General features: G+C 69.6%; 22 protein-coding genes. 11 read left to right on the top strand and 11 right to left on the bottom strand.

Annotated features, from left to right (window positions below; genetic code table 11):
- The first annotated feature begins 11 nt into the window (after positions 1-11).
- Together G3I77_RS17925 and G3I77_RS17920 are read left to right on the top strand one after the other, a co-directional pair.
- Positions 12-932 carry a carbohydrate ABC transporter permease gene (locus tag G3I77_RS17925; protein WP_248504901.1) on the top strand — a complete coding sequence of 307 codons (921 nt, stop codon included), beginning with the start codon at positions 12-14 and terminating at the stop codon, positions 930-932.
- A 5-nt stretch (positions 933-937) separates the two neighbouring features.
- On the top strand, positions 938-1,777 hold the full coding sequence (locus G3I77_RS17920) for a carbohydrate ABC transporter permease (protein ID WP_248504899.1): 840 nt from the start codon (positions 938-940) through the stop codon (positions 1,775-1,777).
- A gap of 87 nt (positions 1,778-1,864) precedes the next feature.
- Here the strand turns inward: G3I77_RS17920 and G3I77_RS17915 are convergent, their stop codons facing one another.
- On the bottom strand, positions 1,865-2,314 hold the full coding sequence (locus G3I77_RS17915) for a PPOX class F420-dependent oxidoreductase (RefSeq protein WP_248504897.1): 450 nt from the start codon (positions 2,312-2,314) through the stop codon (positions 1,865-1,867).
- A gap of 177 nt (positions 2,315-2,491) precedes the next feature.
- Here G3I77_RS17915 and G3I77_RS17910 point away from each other — a divergent pair, with 177 nt between their 5' ends.
- Complete coding sequence (locus G3I77_RS17910; protein ID WP_374385532.1) at positions 2,492-3,256, top strand: XRE family transcriptional regulator; 765 nt, start codon at positions 2,492-2,494, stop codon at positions 3,254-3,256.
- Here G3I77_RS17910 and G3I77_RS17905 read toward each other — a convergent pair.
- On the bottom strand, positions 3,253-4,278 hold the full coding sequence (locus G3I77_RS17905) for an ATP-dependent 6-phosphofructokinase (RefSeq protein WP_248504893.1): 1,026 nt from the start codon (positions 4,276-4,278) through the stop codon (positions 3,253-3,255). The genes G3I77_RS17910 and G3I77_RS17905 overlap by 4 nt on opposite strands.
- Positions 4,279-4,505: 227 nt before the next feature.
- On the opposite strand from G3I77_RS17905, the gene pta reads away from it, so the two are divergent.
- From pta to pyk, 3 genes are all read left to right on the top strand, one after another.
- Positions 4,506-6,608 (top strand): phosphate acetyltransferase, encoded by a 2,103-nt coding sequence (gene pta, locus G3I77_RS17900; RefSeq protein ID WP_248504891.1) that lies wholly within the window; start codon positions 4,506-4,508, stop codon positions 6,606-6,608.
- Positions 6,605-7,819: an acetate kinase gene (locus G3I77_RS17895; RefSeq protein ID WP_248504889.1), complete on the top strand. Its 1,215-nt coding sequence runs from the start codon at positions 6,605-6,607 to the stop codon at positions 7,817-7,819. Before pta ends, G3I77_RS17895 begins: the two co-directional genes overlap by 4 nt.
- Positions 7,820-7,893: 74 nt before the next feature.
- On the top strand, positions 7,894-9,321 hold the full coding sequence (pyk, locus tag G3I77_RS17890) for a pyruvate kinase (RefSeq protein WP_248504887.1): 1,428 nt from the start codon (positions 7,894-7,896) through the stop codon (positions 9,319-9,321).
- 116 nt (positions 9,322-9,437) lie between these two features.
- Here pyk and G3I77_RS17885 read toward each other — a convergent pair whose 3' ends face one another.
- The 4 genes from G3I77_RS17885 to G3I77_RS17870 form a co-directional block, all read right to left on the bottom strand.
- Entirely contained in the window at positions 9,438-10,817 is a 1,380-nt protein-coding gene (locus G3I77_RS17885; RefSeq protein ID WP_248504885.1) for a hypothetical protein, read from the bottom strand.
- Positions 10,807-11,370: a DUF6114 domain-containing protein gene (locus G3I77_RS17880; RefSeq protein ID WP_248504884.1), complete on the bottom strand. Its 564-nt coding sequence runs from the start codon at positions 11,368-11,370 to the stop codon at positions 10,807-10,809. Before G3I77_RS17880 ends, G3I77_RS17885 begins: the two co-directional genes overlap by 11 nt.
- A 118-nt stretch (positions 11,371-11,488) precedes the next feature.
- Entirely contained in the window at positions 11,489-12,121 is a 633-nt protein-coding gene (locus G3I77_RS17875; protein ID WP_248504883.1) for a DUF6230 family protein, read from the bottom strand.
- A gap of 621 nt (positions 12,122-12,742) precedes the next feature.
- Positions 12,743-13,717, bottom strand: coding sequence for a tetratricopeptide repeat protein (locus tag G3I77_RS17870; protein WP_248504882.1), 975 nt, complete (start codon positions 13,715-13,717; stop codon positions 12,743-12,745).
- 235 nt (positions 13,718-13,952) lie between these two features.
- Between G3I77_RS17870 and G3I77_RS17865 the strand changes: the two genes are divergently transcribed.
- On the top strand, positions 13,953-14,564 hold the full coding sequence (locus tag G3I77_RS17865; RefSeq protein ID WP_248504881.1) for a TetR/AcrR family transcriptional regulator: 612 nt from the start codon (positions 13,953-13,955) through the stop codon (positions 14,562-14,564).
- A gap of 30 nt (positions 14,565-14,594) precedes the next feature.
- Here the strand turns inward: G3I77_RS17865 and G3I77_RS17860 are convergent, their stop codons facing one another.
- The 5 genes from G3I77_RS17860 to G3I77_RS17840 form a co-directional block, all read right to left on the bottom strand.
- A complete protein-coding gene (locus G3I77_RS17860; protein WP_248504880.1) occupies positions 14,595-16,295 on the bottom strand; it encodes a methylmalonyl-CoA mutase in 1,701 nt (566 codons plus the stop codon).
- A 118-nt stretch (positions 16,296-16,413) separates the two neighbouring features.
- Positions 16,414-16,752 carry a DUF3817 domain-containing protein gene (locus G3I77_RS17855; protein WP_248504878.1) on the bottom strand — a complete coding sequence of 113 codons (339 nt, stop codon included), beginning with the start codon at positions 16,750-16,752 and terminating at the stop codon, positions 16,414-16,416.
- Between the two features lie 43 nt (positions 16,753-16,795).
- Positions 16,796-17,305: a MarR family transcriptional regulator gene (locus G3I77_RS17850; protein WP_248504876.1), complete on the bottom strand. Its 510-nt coding sequence runs from the start codon at positions 17,303-17,305 to the stop codon at positions 16,796-16,798.
- A gap of 122 nt (positions 17,306-17,427) precedes the next feature.
- A complete protein-coding gene (locus tag G3I77_RS17845; protein ID WP_030854324.1) occupies positions 17,428-17,721 on the bottom strand; it encodes an MTH1187 family thiamine-binding protein in 294 nt (97 codons plus the stop codon).
- On the bottom strand, positions 17,718-18,062 hold the full coding sequence (locus G3I77_RS17840) for a DUF3817 domain-containing protein (RefSeq protein WP_248504875.1): 345 nt from the start codon (positions 18,060-18,062) through the stop codon (positions 17,718-17,720). The genes G3I77_RS17845 and G3I77_RS17840 overlap by 4 nt, the downstream gene beginning before the upstream one ends.
- A 228-nt stretch (positions 18,063-18,290) precedes the next feature.
- Here G3I77_RS17840 and G3I77_RS17835 point away from each other — a divergent pair, with 228 nt between their 5' ends.
- The 4 genes from G3I77_RS17835 to G3I77_RS17820 all read left to right on the top strand — a co-directional run bounded on the left by G3I77_RS17835 (position 18,291) and on the right by G3I77_RS17820 (position 20,965).
- On the top strand, positions 18,291-18,923 hold the full coding sequence (locus tag G3I77_RS17835) for an AIM24 family protein (RefSeq protein WP_102911820.1): 633 nt from the start codon (positions 18,291-18,293) through the stop codon (positions 18,921-18,923).
- Position 18,924: 1 nt separating this feature from the next.
- A complete protein-coding gene (locus G3I77_RS17830; RefSeq protein ID WP_248504873.1) occupies positions 18,925-19,575 on the top strand; it encodes an AIM24 family protein in 651 nt (216 codons plus the stop codon).
- Positions 19,572-20,372, top strand: a complete 801-nt coding sequence (locus G3I77_RS17825; RefSeq protein WP_248504871.1) for an AIM24 family protein — start codon at positions 19,572-19,574, stop codon at positions 20,370-20,372. The genes G3I77_RS17830 and G3I77_RS17825 overlap by 4 nt, the downstream gene beginning before the upstream one ends.
- 116 nt (positions 20,373-20,488) lie before the next feature.
- Positions 20,489-20,965, top strand: coding sequence for a MarR family winged helix-turn-helix transcriptional regulator (locus G3I77_RS17820; RefSeq protein WP_184590382.1), 477 nt, complete (start codon positions 20,489-20,491; stop codon positions 20,963-20,965).
- The last annotated feature ends 3 nt before the right edge of the window (positions 20,966-20,968 follow it).

Here is a 20,968-nt window from a genome sequence, read left to right as displayed (position 1 = left end):
GGCTTCCCGGCATGACCGCCACCGCACCCCACCCCCGGCTGACCAGGACCCCCGAGGACACGCACCCGGCACGCGGCCCCCGCCTGCCGGTGCGGGTCCTGCCCCTGGCCCCCGCGGTCGTCCTCCTGCTCCTCTTCCTGGCCGGTCCGATCGCCTACTGCGTCTCCATCGCCTTCACCGACCTCCAGCTCACCGGCCAGGCCCAGGAGTCGTTCGTCGGCTTCGACAACTTCACCCGGGCCTTCGGCGACGAGGCGTTCCTGAACGCCGTATGGCTGACGCTGGTGTTCACCGTCCTCTCCTCCCTCATCGGACAGAACACGCTCGGCCTGGCCCTGGCGGCACTGATGCAGCGCGCGTCGAAACCGGTCCGCACGCTCACCGGCGGCATCGTGGTCACGGCGTGGGTCCTGCCGGAGGTCGTCGCGGGCTTCCTCCTCTACGCCTTCTTCCGCCGCGAAGGCACCCTGAACGCCATCCTGGACTGGCTGCACCTGCCCTCCCAGAACTGGCTGTTCACCCTTCCGATCCTGGCGGTGTCCTTCGCCAACGTCTGGCGCGGTACGGCCTTCTCGATGCTGGTCTACTCGGCGGCGCTGAACGAGATCCCCAAGGAGATCACCGAGGCGGCGGAGGTCGACGGGGCGAGCGGCCGGCGCCGCCTCTGGCACATCACCCTCCCGATGATCCGCCGCTCCATCGGCACCAACCTGATGCTCAACACCCTCCAGACCCTCTCGGTCTTCGGTCTGATCTGGGTGATGACGAGAGGCGGCCCGGGCGGCAGGAGCCAGACCCTGCCCCTGTTCATGTACGAACAGGCCTTCCAGAACAGCCTGATCGGCTACGGCACGGCGGTCGCCCTGCTCCTGCTGCTGGTCGGCTCGCTCTTCTCCCTCGTCTACCTGCGCCTGCTGCGGACGGAGGTCTGACGCGCATGGCCCTCACCCTCGCCTCCCGCCGCACGACGCGCCGCCTGGCAGCCGACGCGGGCCTCCTGGTGGTCGCCGCCGCGTTCGTCCTCCCCCTGGCCTGGGTGGTCCTCTCGGCCCTTGACCCCCACGCGGGCCTGAGGGTGAAAGCCCCCGACGGCCTGACCCTCGACAACTTCGACGCGATCCTCACCCCCGAGATCACCTTCACCCCCCTCCTCAACAGCCTGATCCTGTGCGGCGGCGCGACCCTGCTGACGGTGGTCTGCGCGGCCCTGGCCGCCTACCCGCTCTCCCGTTTCCGCTCCCGCCTCAACCGCCCGTTCCTGCTGACGATCCTCTTCGCCACGAGCCTGCCCATCACCGCGATCATGGTTCCGGTCTACGCGCTCTTCGTCCAGGTGGACCTGATCGACACCATGCAGGGCACGATCTTCTTCTTCGCCGCGTCTCAACTGCCGTTCGCCATCTGGCTGATGAAGAACTTCATGGACGGCGTACCGAAGGAACTGGAGGAGGCCGCCTGGACCGACGGAGCATCGGCGTTCCAGTCCCTGATCCGCATCGTGCTGCCCCTGATGGGCCCGGGCGTGGCCGTGGTGACGGTCTTCTCCTTCGTCATGATGTGGGGCAACTTCTTCGTCCCCTTCATGCTCCTGCTCACCCCCGACCAGATGCCGGCGTCGGTCAGCATCAACGACTTCTTCGGCAACCGGGGCATGGTGGCGTACGGCCAGCTGGCGGCGTTCTCCATCGTCTATTCGACGCCGGTGATCCTGCTGTACGTACTGATCTCCAGGCGCTTGGGAGGGGGCTTCGCGCTCGGAGGGGCGGTCAAGGGCTGAGCGGAGTAGCCGCTGAGCCAAGGGGAACCGAACCGGCCCGCCCCTGGGATTCCGGGCGCGCTGCCCACCAGGGGCCGCGCCCGTGGTTCAGCCTGCCGCCTCCTCGGGCAGCACACCCGCCCGGAACGGCTCGACTCCGTCCAGCCTCCGCACCCGCGTCGGCTCGATCAGCAGCATCACCCGGCGCTCACCCGGCAGCAGCCACGGGTAGCGGTCCTCGCCGAGGTACTTGCGCGCCAGCCGGTCCATCGCCCGCTCCGCGGCCTCCCCCTCCACGAACCGCACGACCTTCCCGCGGATCTCGGCGCGGTCGTACGGGTTCGCGGGGTCGTGATGCGACAGCGAAACGTACGGATTGCGCCGCAGATTCTCCTCCTTCACCCGCCCCACCGAGGTGTTGACCATGACGTACTCCCCTTCGATGTCCGCCCACATGGGCGACACCTGAGGCGCCCCGTCCGCCCCCACCGTCGCGAGGTGCCAGAAGTTCGGCGCGAGAAGACGCTCGCGAATATGCCCGTTGAGCTTGCCGTTCATCTGAGTCACTGCCTTTCCGGGCCCGCGATCACCGGACCCGGCGCCATCCTCGCCCCGCCCGCATCCCGCTCGACAGACGATCTTCAGCCCCGGTCGAACCCGCCGGTAGCCGTAGCTTCCTACAATCCGTGATCCTGGCCGAACAGACCGTAGTCAGCCCGCCCCGGCCGCCCTAGCTTGTGGGCCGTGCGTCGACCTTCAGCCCGACCTGGCCAGTTCCCTCCCTCTTCTCCCCCTGCGCAGTCCGCCCCCACGACCCCGCCCTTCAACGCCCCCGCCGCCCGCCGGCTGCGCGCGGCCCTCGGCATGGCACCCGAGCACGTCGCCCACGGCATGCGCGTCTCGTACGGGCATCCCCACATCACCCCGGACCACGTGATGGCCTGGGAACGCGGGGCCGCCGCCCCGACCAACTCCGAACTCACCGCGCTCGCGGGCGTGCTGTGGTGCTCGCCCGCCGAACTCATCGGCAGACCGCGCACCCTGCGCGAACACCGCATCGCCCGCTGCCTCGCCCCGGAGGACGTGGCCCGGGCCGTGGGGCACGACGTGCACGCGTACCTGCGCATGGAGGAGACCGACACCTGGCGCGGCACGGACCGCCAGTCCGCCGCCCTCGCCGATCTGCTCGGGCTCGGCCTGCCCGACTTCGTCACCGTCACGGGCCGCGACGCCAGACTCGGCGACCTGCTGCGCAGCGCCGCCACCACCCGCTGGCAGGCCCATGTGCGCCCGGTGGCCAAACTCGTGCCCCTGGACCGGCGGTTCCTTGAGGAGGCTCTGCGGGGCCTGCACGAGGACTACCAGGGCCACATGGCCGCCACCCTGAGCTGGGGCGGCGGCAGCGGTGACGCGGGCGGCGCCGGCCAGGACTTCCTCGACCGGATCGTGGAGCACTTCTGGACGAAGCTCCAGGACGACACCGACCTGGAGGCCGGCTAGAAGACCGACTCGGCCTCGTCCATCCGGTCCTTCGGTACCGTCTTCAGCTCGGTCACGGCCTCCGCGAGCGGCACCATCACGATGTCCGTCCCGCGCAGGGCGGTCATCCGGCCGAACTGCCCCTGGTGCGCGGCCTCCACCGCGTGCCAGCCGAACCGCGTGGCGAGCACCCGGTCGTAGGCGGTCGGTGAGCCGCCGCGCTGGACGTGGCCGAGAATGACCGGCTTGGCTTCCTTGCCGAGCCGTCGCTCCAGCTCGAGGGCGAGGGCGGTGCCGATGCCCTGGAAGCGCTCGTGGCCGAATTTGTCTATGGCGCCCTTGCCGTAGTCCATGCTGCCGTCGGCGGGGTGGGCGCCCTCGGCGACGCAGACCACCGCGAACTTCTTCCCGCGGGCGAAGCGTTCCTCGACCATCTTCACGAGGTCGGCCGGGTCGAACGGCCGCTCCGGCAGGCAGATGCCGTGCGCACCGGCCGCCATGCCGGACTCCAGGGCGATCCAGCCCGCGTGGCGTCCCATGACCTCCACCACCATCACCCGCTGGTGGGACTCGGCGGTGGTCTTCAGGCGGTCCATCGCCTCGGTGGCGACGCCCACGGCGGTGTCGAAGCCGAAGGTGCGGTCCGTGGAGGAGATGTCGTTGTCGATCGTCTTCGGGACGCCCACGACGGGCAGGCCCGCGTCGCTCAGCATGCGCGCGGCCGTCAGCGTGCCCTCGCCGCCGATCGGGATGAGCGCGTCGATGCCGAACTCGTGGATCATGTCGGAGGCGTTCTCGCAGGCCTCGCGGAGCCGGTCGCGCTCCAGCCGGGACGATCCGAGGATGGTGCCGCCGCGGGCCAGGATGCCGCTGACGGCGTTCAGGTCGAGGGCGCGGTAGCGGCCGTCGAGCAGGCCCGAGTAGCCGTCCTCGAAGCCGATGACCTCGTCGCCGTAGTTGTCGACCGCCCGGTGCACGACCGACCGGATCACGGCGTTCAGGCCGGGGCAGTCGCCGCCTGCGGTGAGAACTCCGATACGCATCGTGCTGTGTCTCCTGCTCGCTGTTGATACCGGTGAGCCACTGCCGATTGTTTCACGCTCCACAGCCCGGTGCGGCACCCCTACTCTGACGGGCGCCTTATCTAGCGGCAGAGGTATTGTCAAGAGGGTTCTGCTCACCTCGGTGGGCGATTTTTGTGCCCTGGCTTGATCTGCCCCCTCACGGCAAGACGACACAAGACGGCACCGAGACGAAACGGAGAGCGCGCGTGACCCGCAGCGTGTACGTGACCGGCATCGACCGCGGCGACGGACGCCAAGTCGTGGAACTGGGGGTCATGGAGCTCCTCACCCGGCAGGTCGACCGGGTCGGTGTGTTCCGGCCCCTGGTCCACGACGGCCCCGACCGCCTCTTCGAGCTGCTGCGCGCCCGCTACCGGCTCACCCAGGACCCGGCGACCGTCTACGGCATGGACTACCACGAGGCGTCCGCCCTCCAGGCCGAGGCCGGCACCGACGAGCTGGTGTCCACCCTCGTCGACCGCTTCCACCTGGTCGCCCGGGACTACGACGTCGTCCTGGTCCTCGGTACCGACTACGCCGGCACCCAGCTCCCGGACGAGTTGTCACTCAACGCCCGGCTGGCGAACGAGTTCGGCGCGTCCGTGATCCCGGTCGTCGGCGGCCGCAAGCAGACCGTCGAGTCCGTGCTCGCCGAGACCCGCAACGCCTACCGCGCCTACGACACCCTGGGCTGCGACGTCCTGGCCATGGTCGCCAACCGGGTGGCCCGCGAGGACCGCGACGAGATCGCCGGCCAGCTCGACTCCCGGCTGCCCGTGCCCTGTTACGTCCTGCCCGACGAGCCCGCGCTGTCCGCCCCGACCGTCTCGCAGATCGGCCACACCCTCGGCGCCAAGGTGGTGCTCGGCGACGACTCGGGCCTGGCCCGGGACGTGCTCGGCTTCGTCTTCGGCGGCGCGATGCTGCCGACCTTCCTGGGCGCCCTGACCCCGGGCTGCCTCGTCATCACCCCGGGCGACCGGGCCGACCTGGTCGTCGGCGCGCTCGCCGCGCACAGCGCCGGCACCCCGCCGATAGCGGGCGTGCTGCTCACCCTGGACGAGGTGCCCGGCACCGACATCCTCACCCTCGCCGACCGCCTCGCCCCCGGCACTCCCGTGCTGTCGGTGGCCGGCACCAGCTTCCCCACCGCCGAGCAGCTGTTCTCCCTGGAGGGCAAGCTCAACGCGGCCACCCCGCGCAAGGCCGAGCGGGCCCTCGGCCTGTTCGAGCGATACGCCGACACCGCCGACCTCGCGCGCCGCGTCTCCGCTCCCAGCAGCGACCGCGTCACGCCGATGATGTTCGAGCACAAGCTGCTGGAGCAGGCCCGCTCCGACCTGCGCCGGGTCGTCCTGCCCGAGGGCACCGAGGAGCGCGTGCTGCACGCCGCCGAGGTGCTGCTGCGCCGGGGCGTGTGCGAGCTGACCCTGCTCGGCCCGGTCGACCAGATCCGCAAGAAGGCCGCCGACCTCGGCGTGGACCTCGGCGAGTCCCAGCTGATCGACCCGGCCACCTCCGACCTGCGGGACGCCTTCGCCGAGCAGTACGCCGCCCTGCGCGCCCACCGGGGCGTCACCGTGGAGCTGGCCTACGACGTCGTCTCCGACGTGAACTACTTCGGCACGCTGATGGTCCAGGAGGGCCTCGCCGACGGCATGGTGTCGGGCTCGGTGCACTCCACGGCCGCGACCATCCGCCCGGCCTTCGAGATCATCAAGACCAAGCCGGACGCCGACATCGTCTCGTCGGTGTTCTTCATGTGCCTGGCCGACAAGGTCCTCGTCTACGGCGACTGCGCGGTCAACCCGGACCCGAACGCCGTGCAGCTCGCCGACATCGCCATCCAGGCGGCGGCCACGGCCGGGCAGTTCGGTGTGGAGCCGCGGATCGCGATGCTGTCGTACTCCACCGGCACCTCGGGCTCGGGCGCCGACGTCGACAAGGTGCGCGAGGCCACCGAGCTCGTCCGCACGCGCCGGCCCGACCTCAAGATCGAGGGCCCGATCCAGTACGACGCCGCCGTGGAGCCGTCCGTCGCGGCGACCAAGCTGCCCGGCTCCGAGGTCGCCGGGCAGGCGAGCGTGCTGATCTTCCCCGACCTGAACACCGGCAACAACACCTACAAGGCCGTGCAGCGCTCGGCCGGCGCGATCGCCGTCGGCCCGGTGCTCCAGGGTCTGCGCAAGCCGGTCAACGACCTGTCCCGGGGCGCCCTCGTCCAGGACATCGTCAACACCGTCGCCATCACGGCGATCCAGGCCCAGACCCCCGCCCCGTCCCCGAGCGAGAAGGCGACCGCCCAGTGAGCCCCACCCGTGTCCTCGTCCTCAACTCCGGCTCCTCGTCGGTGAAGTACCAGCTGCTCGACATGCGCGACAGCAGCCGGCTGGCGGTGGGCCTGGTCGAGCGCATCGGCGAGCAGTCCTCCCGGCTGAAGCACACCCCGGCCGGCGGTGGGAGCCGGGAGCGCGGCGGGGCGATCGCCGACCACGACGCCGCCCTGAAGGCCGTGGCCGAGGAGCTCGCCAAGGACGGCCTCGGGCTGGACTCGCCCGAACTGGCCGCGATCGGGCACCGGGTGGTGCACGGCGGCAAGTCCTTCACCGAGCCGACCGTGATCGACGACGCCGTGCTCGCCGAGATCGAGCGGCTCATCCCGGTCGCCCCGCTGCACAACCCGGCCAACCTCACCGGGATCCGCACGGCCCGGGCGCTGCGGCCCGACCTGCCGCAGGTCGCCGTCTTCGACACCGCGTTCCACACGACGATGCCGGAGTCGGCCGCCCGCTACGCGATCGACGTGCAGACGGCCGACGAGCACCGCATCCGGCGCTACGGCTTCCACGGCACCTCGCACGCCTACGTCTCCCGCGCCACCGCCGAGCTGCTGGGCAAGGACCCCTCCGAGACCAACGTGATCGTGCTGCACCTGGGCAACGGGGCGTCGGCCTCGGCCGTCAGGGGCGGTCGTTGCGTGGACACCTCCATGGGACTGACGCCTTTGGAGGGGCTCGTGATGGGTACGCGCTCCGGAGACATGGACCCGGCCGTCATCTTCCATTTGATGCGTGTTGGTGGAATGTCCGCCGACGAGATCGACACTCTTCTCAACAAGAAGAGCGGTCTGATCGGTCTGTGCGGCGACAACGACATGAGGGAGATCCGCCGCCGCGTCGACGCGGGCGACGAGCAGGCGGAGCTGGCGTTCGACATCTACATTCACCGGCTGAAGAAGTACATCGGCGCCTATTACGCCGTGCTCGGGCGGGTGGACGCGGTGGCCTTCACCGCCGGTGTCGGGGAGAACGCGGCTCCCGTGCGGGCGGCCGCCCTGGCGGGTCTGGAGGAGCTGGGCCTGGCGGTGGACGGCGAGCGCAACGCCGTGCGCGGCGACGAGGCGCGGCTGATCTCGCCCGAGGGCGCCCGGGTCGCGGTGGCGGTGGTGCCCACTGACGAGGAATTGGAGATCGCGACACAGACCTACGCGCTGGTAATTGGTTCGGGGAATCACACCTGAGCGGCATCCCGCCCTTTTGTATTTTCCGCCAGACGGAATATTCCGTTGCGAAACAAACCGATAGGATCGCCCCCATGCGCCGTTCGAAAATCGTCTGTACTCTCGGCCCCGCGGTCGACTCCCACGATCAGCTTGTCGCGTTGATCGAAGCCGGCATGAACGTGGCCCGCTTCAACTTCAGCCACGGCTCGCACGCCGAGCACCAGGGCCGGTACGACCGGGTCCGTGCCGCCGCCAAGGAGACCGGCCGGGCCATCGGTGTCCTCGCCGACCTCCAGGGCCCGAAGATCCGTCTGGAGACCTTCGCCGAGGGTCCCGTGGAGCTGGTGCGCGGTGACGAGTTCACCATCACCACCGAAGACGTCCCGGGCGACAAGACGATCTGCGGGACGACCTACAAGGGCCTGCCCGGGGACGTCTCCCACGGCGACCAGATCCTCATCAACGACGGCAACGTCGAGCTGAAGGTCACCGAGGTCGCGGGCCACCGGGTCAAGACGATCGTCATCGAGGGCGGCGTCATCTCCGACCACAAGGGCATCAACCTGCCCGGCGCGGCCGTCAACGTGCCGGCCCTGTCCGAGAAGGACATCGACGACCTCCGCTTCGCGCTCCGCATGGGCTGCGACCTGGTCGCGCTGTCGTTCGTCCGGGACGCCAAGGACGTCGCGGACGTGCACCGCATCATGGACGAGGAGGGCCGCCGCGTCCCGGTCATCGCCAAGGTGGAGAAGCCGCAGGCGGTGCAGAACATGGAGGACGTCGTGATGGCGTTCGACGGTGTGATGGTCGCCCGCGGTGACCTGGCCGTCGAGTACCCGCTCGAGAAGGTCCCCATGGTGCAGAAGCGCCTGATCGAGCTGTGCCGGCGCAACGCCAAGCCGGTGATCGTGGCGACCCAGATGATGGAGTCGATGATCACCAACTCCCGTCCGACCCGCGCCGAGGCCTCCGACGTGGCCAACGCGATCCTGGACGGCGCCGACGCGGTCATGCTGTCCGCCGAGTCGAGCGTGGGCGCGTACCCGGTCGAGACCGTCAAGACGATGTCGAAGATCGTCAACGCGGCCGAGCAGGAGCTGATGTCCAAGGGGCTCCAGCCGCTCGTCCCGGGCAAGAAGCCGCGGACGCAGGGCGGTTCGGTGGCCCGCGCGGCCTGCGAGATCGCCGACTTCCTCGGCGGCCGGGGCCTGGTGGCCTTCACGCAGTCCGGCGACACCGCCCGCCGCCTGTCCCGCTATCGCGCGCAGCAGCCGATCATCGCCTTCACCACCGACGAGGGCACCCGTAACCAGATGGCGCTGAGCTGGGGCGTGGAGCCGCACGTGGTGCCGTTCGTCAACAGCACCGACGAGATGGTCGACCTGGTGGAGCAGGAGCTGGTGAAGCTGAACCGCTTCAACGACGGCGACATCGTGGTCATCACCGCCGGTTCGCCCCCCGGCGTGCCCGGCACCACCAACATGGTGCGGGTCCACCACCTGGGCGAGGCCAAGGGCTGATCGGCGAAGAGCCGTGAGGGGCCGTGAAGGCCCGCGAACGGTACGGAGGGCGCCCCCTGGGTTCTCCAGGGGGCGCCCTCCGTGTGTGCGGCTCCCGAACGGGCTCTGAGGGGCGCTCAGTCGGTGACGAAGTTGTGCAGCCCGGGCACGTGCAGGGTCCCGCCGAACTGGCCGGCCTGCTGGACCTTCACGTTGGTGAAGTAGATCAGCGGGATGTTCAGCGGCGGCGGGTGCTCCGGGTCGAACGTGATCGGGATCAGCCCGAGCAGATTGCCGGAGATGCTCTCCGTGTACATCACGGTGTCGCCACCGGTGATCGTGGACGTCGAGCCCTTGGCCGCCTGCACGTGGTAGGTCTTGCCGGACTGCTTGTCCTTGACGGTCTGGTGCAGGTCGCCGATGTCGGTGCCGCCGGATATGACGTACTTCAGCACCTTCTTGACGGTGCCGTCGGCGGTCCGCACCTCGACGATGCCCTTGTAGTCGGCGCCCTTCAGCGTCAGCGAGCTGGCGTTGAGGAACCACGGGTCGTCGGGCAGCGGCACCTTGTTGTCGACGCCGCCCTCGGCTTCGGTGGCCGCCGGGCAGTCGTCGGGGTCCGTGGTGGCGCTCGGGGAGGGGCTCGGCGAGGCGGTGGCCTCCTGCGCCTTCTCCGCCGTCTCCTCGGCCGCCTTCTCGACGGCCTCGGTGGTGTCCTCCACCGTCTTGCCGGTGTCCTCGGCCGTCTCGGACGCCTTGTCGGTGGTGTCCTTGGCGGTGTCCTCGACCGTGCCGGTGACCTTGTCGGTCGTGTCCTTCACGGCGTCGGAGGCGTCCTCGGCCGGCTCCTCGGTGCTCGTCGACGCGGAGGCGGACGGGGTCGGACTGGGGCTCGCCCCGTCCGTGTTCCCGCCGTTTCCGCCGTTGAAGATGCCGCCGATCGCGTCGCCGATGTCCTCCAGGATGTTGCCGCCGCTCTCGGACGGCGAGGGGGACGGAGTGGCGGACGCGTCGTCGCCGCCCGTGGCGGGCGCGCTCGTGGACGGGGTCGGCTTCGGCTCGGCCTCGTCGTCGGCACCTGAATCCGACGAGGAGGAACCGCCGTTGTCCGCGTCCGTACCACCCGAGGGGGACGGCTTCGGGGCCGTGTCGCCCTGATCGTCCTTCCCGTCCGTCGCGCCGTCGCTCGCCGAGGGGGACGGCGTGGGCGAGGCGGACTCGTCGCCCTTGGAATCCTTGTCGGAGTCCTCCAGGGCCGCCACACAGTCCTTGTACTCGTCGGCCGTCAGGCTCTTCGACGTCGGCGCGACCGGGTTGTCGCTGTCGGCGATGGCGAGCGTCGACGTGAAGCCCATGCCCATGAGCACGGCCGTCGGCATCGCCGCCATGGCTATCGCCTTGCCGGTCGGCCTGTTGAACCTGGTGAACAGCGGCTTCTTGGGTGCCGCGTGGCGCGGCCCGGTTCTCACACGGGACGCCTCCACATCAGCCCCGTGGGTCACCTCGTCAGCCGGCACTGTGCCTCCCGTTCGCCCCGTTGGCCGGGTTCGTTCCTGACAGATCGTTCGGCTCGTCCGCCCCGTCCACGGGCCGCGGCACCGCGGTCTCGTGGTCCGCGGCCTCGGGAGCCCCGCCCGTGCCCGTGCTGGCCATGGCGGCGGGCTCTCCCGCGGGACGTGCGCCCGGCGCCCAGGCCACGGCCATCGCCCCGCCCACGAGGGCGAGAAGGAAGCCGATGAGGAAGCCGCCGAGGTTGGACACCGGGATGGACACCAGCGCCAGCAGGATCGCTGCGACTCCCGCGAAGACGCGGACGTGCTTCTGGAACCAGAGGCTGACGCCCAGTACGACGAGCAGCACGCCGATGATCAGGGATCCGGCACCCGCGGTGGTCGCCATCGCCAGCGTCAGGTGGCCGATCTGGAGGTTCGCGTACGGGAAGTAGGCGATGGGCAGTCCACTGAGGAGGACGAACAGCCCGGCCCAGAACGGCCGCTCACCCCGCCAGGCGCGGAACTGCTGCCTCCGGACGATGAACTGGCCGGTGGCGGCAGGAGTCTCGGCGCTCATGGAAAAACAGCTCCCTGGTACAGCGTTGCTGTGGTGGTGATGTGGGCCCCGCGTGAAGGCGCGGCCGGAAGGTGGACGGGCGGGGGCGCCACCGGCTCCCCCGCCCGTCAGCGAGTGCTTAGTAGCACTCCTTGACACCCGTCGACAGCGACATCTTCAGGCCGCTGAGCTTGAAGGTTCCGGCAGTGGTCGCCCACGCCGTCTGCTTCACGTCGGTCAGGGTCGCCTTGTCCGCCTGCTGGGCGAAGCCGTACGGGTTGGCCGACTCGCCCTTCCGCATGGCCGGACCCTTGGTGGCGTCCTTGGCGGCCACACCGATGTCGATGTTCTCGAACGTCGCATCGGCACTGAGGTCGGCGACGTCGATGTAGAGGTTCTGCGCCTCCACCGGCTTCGCACCCTGACCCGCACGCAGGATCAGGCTGACGTTCCCGAGCACCGGAATGTTCGGGGTGACGACCGACTGGCACAGGTTCTTGATCGTCGCCTGCTTGAACGACGAGACGGCGACCGGGTGGACGGCCTTCTTGCCGTCCATCGTGTATCCCTCATCGAGGGCGCCGTACTGCGAGAAGCCCGTACCGACGAGCTGGTCGGTCGTGACCTTGAACGACTGCCCGGAGACACTGAACGACGCGGCGAGAGCGCCCTGCGCGAGGGCGACACCTATCGCAGCCGTGGCGGCGACGCTGGGCACCATGACCACAGCGAACCGCTTCCATCTGGTCCCGCCACGCACCTGGGACTCCATATTTCCTCCTTCTCGGACGTACATCTCCTGTCCTGGCTCGCCACGATGTGCGGCTCAGCCGGGCAGGGATGGGAGAAGTGCTACGTCCTCGGGAAGGAGAGCGCCTGCACTCGGCGGCGCAACTGCGCCCGAATCACCGGCGATCACCCCCGAGCGACAACCACTGGTCGCGCCTGACACGCATCACGCACAACCCTGCTGGACAGGCTTCGCCGGATGGACGAAGACCCCCCTGCCCAAGAGCCGGCGCCACTGCCGCCGGCTCTGCTCGGTGGGGACCCAGGTTGTCCCGCGACCCAACCGGCTGCCGGGTTACGGGAATGGACCGAGCGTGGCCGATCGTGGTGCATTCTCGCCGCCCGCACAAGGGGGTTCGTTACTGGCTAGTAACGGCCGGATAACCGAACAACGACCCATCGGTCTCGGTCGGCGACACAGGGTGGTGCCGGGCGGCGGCACAAAGCTGTTGATCGGTGGACAGAATCCGACAGATCAACGCCCATGACTTACTCGTAGTAACAGCGGCCGCGATTACCAAGTTTTGGTAAAGCGCGGCCGCAGTGACCCTCTCTCGGCAGACTTTTCACGCGGGCACCACATGCCCGCGTGTTTAACGACTGGTCAGAACAGGGCGCGTGCCAGGGCCCGACGCGCCGCGATCACGCGGGGATCGTCGGGTCCGACGACCTCGAACAGCTCCAGCAGCCGCATCCGCACGGTCTCCCGGTCGTCACCCACCGTGCGCTGCACGGTCTCGATGAGCCGGCCGAACGCGTCCTCGACATGGCCGCCCACCAGATCCAGGTCGGCGGCGGCGATCTGCGCCTGCACGTCGGCCGGCTTGTCGGCCGCGTCGCGGCGCACCTGCTGCGGGTCGACGCCCTGCACCCGCTGGAGCAACTCGGCCTGGGCGAGACCCAGTTTGGCCTCCTCGTTGCCCGGGTCCTCGTTCAGCACGTTCTGGTACGCCTGGACGGCACCGGACAGGTCGCCCGAGTCCAGCGCCTGCACGGCGGCCTCGAGGAGCCCGTCATGCGGACCGGCCGGGCGCTCGGGAGCCGCCGGGGCGCCGCCCGGCTGGGCCTCGGGGTCGACGGTGAGACCGGTCAGGCCGAAGCGCTGCTCGCCGACCTGCACCAGCTGGTCCAGGGTCTGGCGGATCTGCGCCTCGCCCGCCGCCCCCTGGAAGAGCGGCAGCGCCTGCCCCGCGACGACCGCGAAGACCGCGGGGATTCCCTGGATGCCGAACTGCTGCATCAGCATCTGATTGGCGTCGACGTCGATCTTGGCGAGCAGGAAGCGGCCGTTGTACTCGACGGCCAGTCGCTCCAGGACCGGGCTGAGCTGCTTGCAGGGCTCACACCACTCGGCCCAGAAGTCGATGACGACGGGCACTTCGGCGGAACGCTGCAGGACGTCCCTCTCGAAACCCGCCTCGTCGACGTCGATGACGAGATCGGCCGGGGAGATCGCCCCCGCCCCGCCCTCCCGGGCTGACTGCGCGCGCGCCTGCTCCGCCTTCGCCTTGGCCTCCTGGGCCGCCTTCACCGCGGCGAGGTCGACGACTCCGCTCATGGACATGTTCCGTGGCTGCATGCGTCTATCCTCCCCCGTACTGCGCGCGCGTGTGAAAAACGGTGTGAAAGCCAGGCCGGTCCGGTGCCTTTCGGCGCCGGGTCCCCACCCCACGCCGTGTGTGCCGAGGCCCGTGTACGTCCATCACGGGCTTTCGCTACGAGTCGTAGCGTAATGCCACACCGGGGCGCCGGGACACCACCCCCCGGTGATCTCCCTCACGGCCGCACACGAACCGTCGGTTTATGGTCATGAGATGCAGAGCCGCAGCCCAGCCAGCCGCACGGGCCGTCCGCGCAGCGCCACGGCGGACGCCGCGATCCTGGCCGCGACACGCGAGGCTCTGGTGGAACTGGGCTGGTCCAAGCTCACCCTGGGAGACGTCGCGACGCGCGCCGGGGTTGCGAAGACGACGCTCTACCGCCGCTGGGCGGGCAAGAACGAACTGGTCGTCGACGCCGTCGCGGAACTCTTCGACGAGCTGGAACTCCCCGACCGCGGCTCCCTGGCCGCCGACATCGAGGGCGTGGTCCTCCAGTTCGCCACGATCCTGGCTCTCCCGGAGGCCAAGAGCGGCCTGATGGCGGTGGTGGCGGAAGCCACCCGGGACGACGCCCTGCGGGAACGCATCCGGGCCTCGGTCGTCGACCGCCAGAAGCGCCTGGTCCTGGAGGGCCGCGCACGGGCCCAGGTGCGGGGCGAACTCCCCCCGGAGCCGGACCCCGCCTCGTCCGCCCGCACGGTGGACCTGATCTTCGACATCGTGGCGGGAGCGGTGGTCCACCGCACCCTGGTGAGCGCGGAACCGGCGGACGAGGAATGGGTCCGCAGCTTCACCAGGGTGCTGCTGCACGGGTTGAGCAGCTAAGGGGTCCTTTCGTTCGAATCAGGCCCTGGCTCAGAACCCGGCGGGCTCGGTGTACACCCCCCACTCGTCCCGCAGCACGCCGCAGATCTCCCCGAGCGTGGCCTCCGCGCGCACCGCGTCCAGCATCGGCTCGATCATGTTGGCTCCGCCGCGGGCGGCGGCCAGCATGGCGTCGAGCGCGGTACGAACCGCCGCGTCGTCACGGGCCGTCTTCCGCCCGCCCAGAGCCCGGACCTGCTCGCGCTCCACCTCGTGGCTGACCCGCAGGATCTCCAGGTCCCCGGTCACCGACCCGTCGTGACAGTTCACGCCGACGACCCTCTTGTCGCCCTTCTCCAGCGCCTGCTGGTACCGGAACGCCGACTCGGCGATCTCCCCGGTGAACCAGCCGTCCTCGATCCCGCGCAGGATCCCGGAGGTGATCGGGCCGATGGGGTGCTGCCCGTCGGGGTGCGCCCGCAGCCCGCGCTCCTTGATCTGCTCGAAGATCTTCTCGGCGTCCGCCTCGATCCGGTCGGTCAGCTGCTCGACGTACCAGGAACCGCCCAGCGGGTCGGCCACGTTGGCGACCCCGGTCTCCTCCATCAGCACCTGCTGCGTGCGCAGCGCGATCTCCGCCGCCTGCTCGCTCGGCAGCGCCAGCGTCTCGTCGAGCGCGTTGGTGTGCAGCGAGTTCGTCCCGCCGAGCACGGCCGCCAGCGCCTCCACGGCCGTCCGTACGACGTTGTTGTACGGCTGCTGCGCGGTGAGGGAGACCCCCGCGGTCTGCGTGTGGAAGCGCAGCCACTGGGCCTTCTCGGACGTGGCGCCGTAGACGTCACGCATCCAGCGGGCCCAGATCCGCCGCGCCGCGCGGAACTTGGCGATCTCCTCGAAGAAGTCGAGGTGCGCGTCGAAGAAGAAGGACAGCCCGGGGGCGAAGACGTCCACGTCCAGCCCGCGCGACAGGCCCAGCTCGACGTACCCGAAGCCGTCCGCGAGCGTGTACGCCAGCTCCTGGGCGGCCGTCGACCCGGCCTCGCGGATGTGGTAGCCGGAGACGGACAGCGGCTTGTACGCGGGAATGCCGGCCGCGCAGTGCTCCATGAGGTCGCCGATGAGCCGCAGATGCGGCTCGGGCTGGAAGAGCCACTCCTTCTGGGCGATGTACTCCTTGAAGATGTCCGTCTGGAGCGTGCCGTTGAGGACGGACGGATCGACGCCCTGCCGTTCGGCGGCGACCAGGTACATGCAGAAGACGGGGACGGCCGGGCCGCTGATGGTCATCGACGTCGTGACGTCACCCAGCGGGATGTCCTTGAACAGGACCTCCATGTCGGCCGCCGAGTCGATGGCGACACCGCAGTGCCCGACCTCGCCGAGCGAGCGCGGGTCGTCGGAGTCACGGCCCATGAGCGTCGGCATGTCGAAGGCGACCGAGAGCCCGCCCCCGCCGTTGCGGAGGATCATCTTGTAGCGCTCGTTGGTCTGCTCGGCGTTGCCGAACCCGGCGAACTGCCGGATGGTCCACGTCCGCCCTCGGTAGCCGGTCGCGTACAGGCCGCGGGTGAAGGGGTACTCCCCCGGCCAGCCGATCCGGTCGAACCCGTCGTAGGTGTCACCGGGCCGCGGCCCGTACACCGGCTCCACGGGGTCGCCGGAGAGCGTGGTGAAGTCGGCCTCGCGCTTGCGCGCGGCGTCGTACCGGGCCTGCCAGCGGCGGCGGCCCTCCTCGATGGCGTCAGCGTCCATACCTTCGAATTTACTTGGACGTCCTAGTAAATGTCGATGGCTGACGGGAGTGACCTGGCGAACGGGTGAGAACGACCGCCGTACGCGCGCGTACGGCGGTGACGGCGCCTGTGCGCGGTTACGCCTTGGCGGGCGCGGGCGCGTCCTCGGCGATCCGGGCCTCCAGCTCGTGGCTGATCCTGCGCTCGACGAAGAACGCGGCCGTCGGGATCGTCCCGGCGAGCAGCACCCACAGCTGCTTGGCCACCGGCCACTTCGCCTTGGAGCCCAGGTCGAAGGCGAAGATCAGGTACACGACGTACAGCCAGCCGTGCGCGATGCTGACGACGCGCGTGAAGTCGGCCGCGCCGTTCAGGTCGAGCACATACTTGCCGATCATGCCGAAGGTCAGCAGGACCAGCAGCACGCCGGTGACGTAGGCCATCACGCGATAGCGGGTCAGCACGCTCTTTTTCATGCGGTCGAGCGTAACGACCCGTTCCGGCAGATCTTGCCCCGGGTCACTCCTCCTCGAAGTCGCCCGCCGAGACGCGCAGCGGCCGCAGCATCGCGAAGATCTCCGCGCACTCCTCGGCGTCGTACGCCCCGAGCCCGAAGTCCATCGCCATCAGGTCGCGGGTGGCCGCCTCGACGACCTCGCGGCCCTTGTCGGTGATGCTGGCGAGGGTGCCGCGGCCGTCGTTCGGGTTGGGCCGCTTGGCGACCAGACCCGACCTCACCAGCCGGTCCACGGTGTTCGTCACGGACGTGGGGTGCACCATCAGCCGCTCACCGATCTTGGACATCGGCAGCTCGCCGGACTTGGAGAAGGTGAGCAGCACCAGCGCCTCGTAGCGCGCGAACGTCAGCCCGTACGGCCTGACCACCGCGTCGACCTCGGCGAGGAGGATCTGCTGGGCGCGCATGATCGAGGTGATCGCGGCCATGGACGGCACGTTTCCCCAGCGCTGCTTCCAGCGTTCGTCGGCGCGCGCGATCGGATCGAAGGAGAGACTGAGCGGCTTCGGCACGAACCCGACCCTACCGGCCGGTCACATGCTGGTCAGCCCTGTCTCGCCCTTCGGGCGTGCGGCATCAACGTCTCCCCTTTCCGAGGGCGGGGTGAAGACCTCCATGCCGCTGCTTTCGGCGCCTACTCGGCGAGGTGCCGCTCCACGGTCTCCACCTTGGACGTGAGGCCGTCGGTCACTCCGGGGCGGATGTCCGCCTTGAGGACGAGGGAGACCCGGGGGGCCCGCCGCTCGACCGCGGCGACCGCGCGCCGGACGACGTCCATGACCTCGTCCCACTCTCCTTCCACGGAGGTGAACATCGCGTCGGTACGGTTCGGCAGCCCCGATTCACGCACCACCCGCACGGCGTCGGCGACGTACTCCCCCACGTCCTCACCGACCCCGAGCGGCGTCACGGAGAAGGCGACGATCACGCGCCCACCACGCCCTCCTGGCGCGCGCGGGACGCGATGACCGCGCTCTCGGCCTCACGCCGCAGCCTGCGCTCGGCGAAGAACCCGCCGGCGGGCAGCACCGAGAGGACGAAGTACAGCGCGGCGGTCTTCAGCGGCCACTTCGCCCGGTTCCAGGCGTCGGCCCAGAAGATCACGTACAGGACGAAGAGCGCACCGTGTACCGCTCCCATCACCGGCACGGCGTTGAAGTCCGTGGTCCGCTTCAGCACCGAGCAGACCAGCAGGAGCAGGAAGGAGATCGCCTCGGGGGCCGAGACCAGGCGGAGGCGGCGGATGGCGGTGGCGGTCTTGAGGTCCACGGGTCACCTTCGGTGGGAGTAACGCGGCGGTCTGGTCGATCTGGACGACTGGCACGGGTCCGACGGTTTGTGAACGCGCGCACAAGCGTCGGACCCATTGTGGCAAACCGCCGGGGGCACTCCGGCCCGGGGTCCGCCTCACCGCCCCTAGGGGTGCGATCAGGGTCGTTCTCCACCCACGGGCCCTGTCCGCGGGGCCCGGCCTGCGGCTACCTTCCAGTCGTGGCGATGTTCCGACTTCAGAGCAGCAAGGTGCTCGCCGTCGACATGACCGGAGACGCCGTGAAGGCGAAGAACGGCTCGATGGTCGCGTACGACGGGGAGATGGCGTTCAAGAAGCTCAGCGGCGGCGGCGAGGGCATCCGGGGCATGGTGACCCGGCGGCTGACCGGTGAGCAGATGACGTTGATGGAGGTGAAGGGGCGCGGGACCTGCTGGTTCGCGGACCGCGCGTCCGAGATCAACCTGGTCAGCGTCCAGGGCGACAAGCTCTACGTCGAGTCGAGCAACCTGCTCGCGACCGACGGCGGGCTGCGCACGGGGACGGAGTTCACGGGCCTGCGCGGTGCCTCCCAGGGCAACGGGCTGTTCACGACGACCGTCGAGGGCCACGGCCAGGCGGCGATCATGTCGGACGGCCCGGCGGTGGTGCTGCGGGTGAGCGCGCAGTACCCGCTGACCGTCGACCCGGGGGCGTACGTGGCGCACCAGGGCAATCTCCGGCAGTCCTTCCAGTCGGGTGTGACGTTCCGCACATTGCTCGGTGAGGGCGGCGGCGAGGCCTTCCAGATGCGGTTCGAGGGGGACGGGCTGGTGTACGTGCAGCCGAGCGAGCGGAACACGATCGCGGGAGACGTGTGACATGGCCTTCCGGGAGATCAACGGAAAGATGGTCGAGGCGACGGTCACGCCGGGGCAGCGGCTGTTCAGTCAGCGCGGCGCGATGCTCGCGTACAAGGGCGAGGTGTCCTTCACGCCCAACACGGCGGGCGGCCAGGGCGGGATCATGTCGATGATCGGCCGCCGGGTCGCCGACGAGGACACGCCCCTGATGACCGTCGAGGGTAACGGCACGGTCCTCTTCGGGCACGGCGGGCACCACATCCAGGTGATCCGGCTCTCCGGCGACACGCTGTGCGTGGAGGCGGACCGCCTCCTGGCCTTCGAGGGCTCGCTCCAGCAGGGCACGATGTTCCTGGGCTCACAGGGCGGCGTCATGGGCATGGTGCGGGGCCAGGTCAGCGGCCAGGGGCTGTTCACGACGACGCTGAAGGGCCACGGGGCCGTCGCGGTCATGGCCCACGGCGGCGTCATCGAGATCCCGATCAGCCCGCAGCGGCCGGTCCATGTGGACCCGCAGGCCTACGTCGCCCACCACGGCGACGTCCGCAACAAGCTGTCCACGGCCCTGGGCTGGCGGGACATGGTGGGCCGCGGCTCGGGCGAGGCGTTCCAGCTGGAGCTCAGCGGCAGCGGTGCGGTGTACGTCCAGGCGTCGGAGGAGAAGCTGTGAGCACCTACGGAACCCCGGGCGCCGGCCCCGTGGTCTTCGACCCGGCGACGCTGCCGCCCGACGACAGCGTCAACGCGTACACCTTCTGCGTGGAGCTCAAGGGGAGCCAGTGGTTCCTGCAGAAGGGGAAGATGATCGCCTACTACGGCTCGATCGACTTCAACGGCGTCGGACACGGCCGGCTGGACCGTCTCGTCCGCACGTCCTTTCATTCGCCACTGCACGCGAGCGACTGGGTCGTGGCGGAGGGCTCGGGCAAGATGCTCCTCGCCGACCGGGCCTTCGACGTCAATTCGTACGACCTCGAGGACGGCAACCTGACCATTCGCTCGGGCAACCTCCTCGCTTTTCAGCCAACTCTGTCACTGAAGCAATCAATCGTGCCGGGTTTTCTGACCCTGATCGGAACCGGAAAGTTCGTGGCCGCGTCGAACGGGCCGGTGGTGTTCATGGAACCCCCGATCCGGGTCGACCCCCAGGCCCTGGTCGGCTGGGCCGACTGCCCCTCCCCGTGCCACCACTACGACCACGGGTACATGACCGGCGTGATGGGCGGTCTACGTGCACTGACGGGCCTCGGCGGGGCCTCCGGCGAGGAGCACCAGTTCGAGTTCGTCGGCGCCGGGACGGTGTTGCTCCAGTCGTCCGAGACCCTGATGGCCGAGCAGGTCACGGGGACCGTTCCGCACCAGGCCGGCGTGCCCGGCGGCGGGGCGCACAGCCCCCAGGCCGGGCAGTCCGGGGTACCGCGTCTTCCCGGACAGCTGGGGGACCTCCAGCGTCGCTTCGGGCTGTGAGCGGTAGTCTGCGGAGTGTGACATCGAACGCCTGCGCACTGCTGTTCGCCAGGCGTGCGATGCCACACGCCACCCCTCACTAGTTCGCCTTTCAACCTTTTAGGTAGACTTCATTCATGGAGACCGAGACGGCCACCCGCTGGCTGACCGATGCGGAGCAGTGCGCCTGGCGCACCCACCTGGAGGTCAACAGGCTGTTGACGTACCAGCTCGAGAAGGACCTGCAGCCGTTCGGCCTGACAATGAACGACTACGAGATCCTGGTGAATCTCTCCGAGTCCGAGGACCAGAGGATGCGGATGAGCGACCTCGCCTCCGCCACCCTCCAGTCCAAGAGCCGCCTCTCGCACCAGATCACGCGTATGGAGAACGCGAACCTGGTCCGTCGGGAGAACTGCGAGTCGGACCGCCGGGGGCTCTACGCGGTCCTCACCGACCACGGCATGGCGACGATGCAGAAGGTCGCGCCCCACCATGTGGCGTCCGTGCGCAGGCACTTCATCGACCTGCTGTCCCCCGAGGCCCTGACCGAGCTCGACAAGGCCCTCAAGCCCATCGCGGAGCACCTGCGCGGACAGCGCGGGCGCCCGTAACCA

The organism is Streptomyces sp. D2-8, assembly GCF_023184515.1.
GTDB lineage: Bacteria > Actinomycetota > Actinomycetes > Streptomycetales > Streptomycetaceae > Streptomyces.
The sequence above is the reverse complement of the archived record's forward strand: the minus strand, read 5'-3'. Positions and strand labels throughout refer to the sequence as shown.

Bases quoted from the DNA above. Each gene is read 5' to 3' on its own strand.
- G3I77_RS17925 (WP_248504901.1), top strand. From the start codon at position 12: ATGACCGCCACCGCACCCCACCCCCGGCTGACCAGGACCCCCGAGGAC.
- G3I77_RS17920 (WP_248504899.1), top strand. From the start codon at position 938: ATGGCCCTCACCCTCGCCTCCCGCCGCACGACGCGCCGCCTGGCAGCC.
- G3I77_RS17915 (WP_248504897.1), bottom strand. From the start codon at position 2,314: ATGAACGGCAAGCTCAACGGGCATATTCGCGAGCGTCTTCTCGCGCCG.
- G3I77_RS17905 (WP_248504893.1), bottom strand. From the start codon at position 4,278: ATGCGTATCGGAGTTCTCACCGCAGGCGGCGACTGCCCCGGCCTGAAC.
- pyk (WP_248504887.1), top strand. From the start codon at position 7,894: ATGCGCCGTTCGAAAATCGTCTGTACTCTCGGCCCCGCGGTCGACTCC.
- G3I77_RS17880 (WP_248504884.1), bottom strand. From the start codon at position 11,370: ATGAGCGCCGAGACTCCTGCCGCCACCGGCCAGTTCATCGTCCGGAGG.
- G3I77_RS17875 (WP_248504883.1), bottom strand. From the start codon at position 12,121: ATGGAGTCCCAGGTGCGTGGCGGGACCAGATGGAAGCGGTTCGCTGTG.
- G3I77_RS17870 (WP_248504882.1), bottom strand. From the start codon at position 13,717: ATGCAGCCACGGAACATGTCCATGAGCGGAGTCGTCGACCTCGCCGCG.
- G3I77_RS17865 (WP_248504881.1), top strand. From the start codon at position 13,953: ATGCAGAGCCGCAGCCCAGCCAGCCGCACGGGCCGTCCGCGCAGCGCC.
- G3I77_RS17860 (WP_248504880.1), bottom strand. From the start codon at position 16,295: ATGGACGCTGACGCCATCGAGGAGGGCCGCCGCCGCTGGCAGGCCCGG.
- G3I77_RS17855 (WP_248504878.1), bottom strand. From the start codon at position 16,752: ATGAAAAAGAGCGTGCTGACCCGCTATCGCGTGATGGCCTACGTCACC.
- G3I77_RS17835 (WP_102911820.1), top strand. From the start codon at position 18,291: ATGTTCCGACTTCAGAGCAGCAAGGTGCTCGCCGTCGACATGACCGGA.
- G3I77_RS17830 (WP_248504873.1), top strand. From the start codon at position 18,925: ATGGCCTTCCGGGAGATCAACGGAAAGATGGTCGAGGCGACGGTCACG.
- G3I77_RS17820 (WP_184590382.1), top strand. From the start codon at position 20,489: ATGGAGACCGAGACGGCCACCCGCTGGCTGACCGATGCGGAGCAGTGC.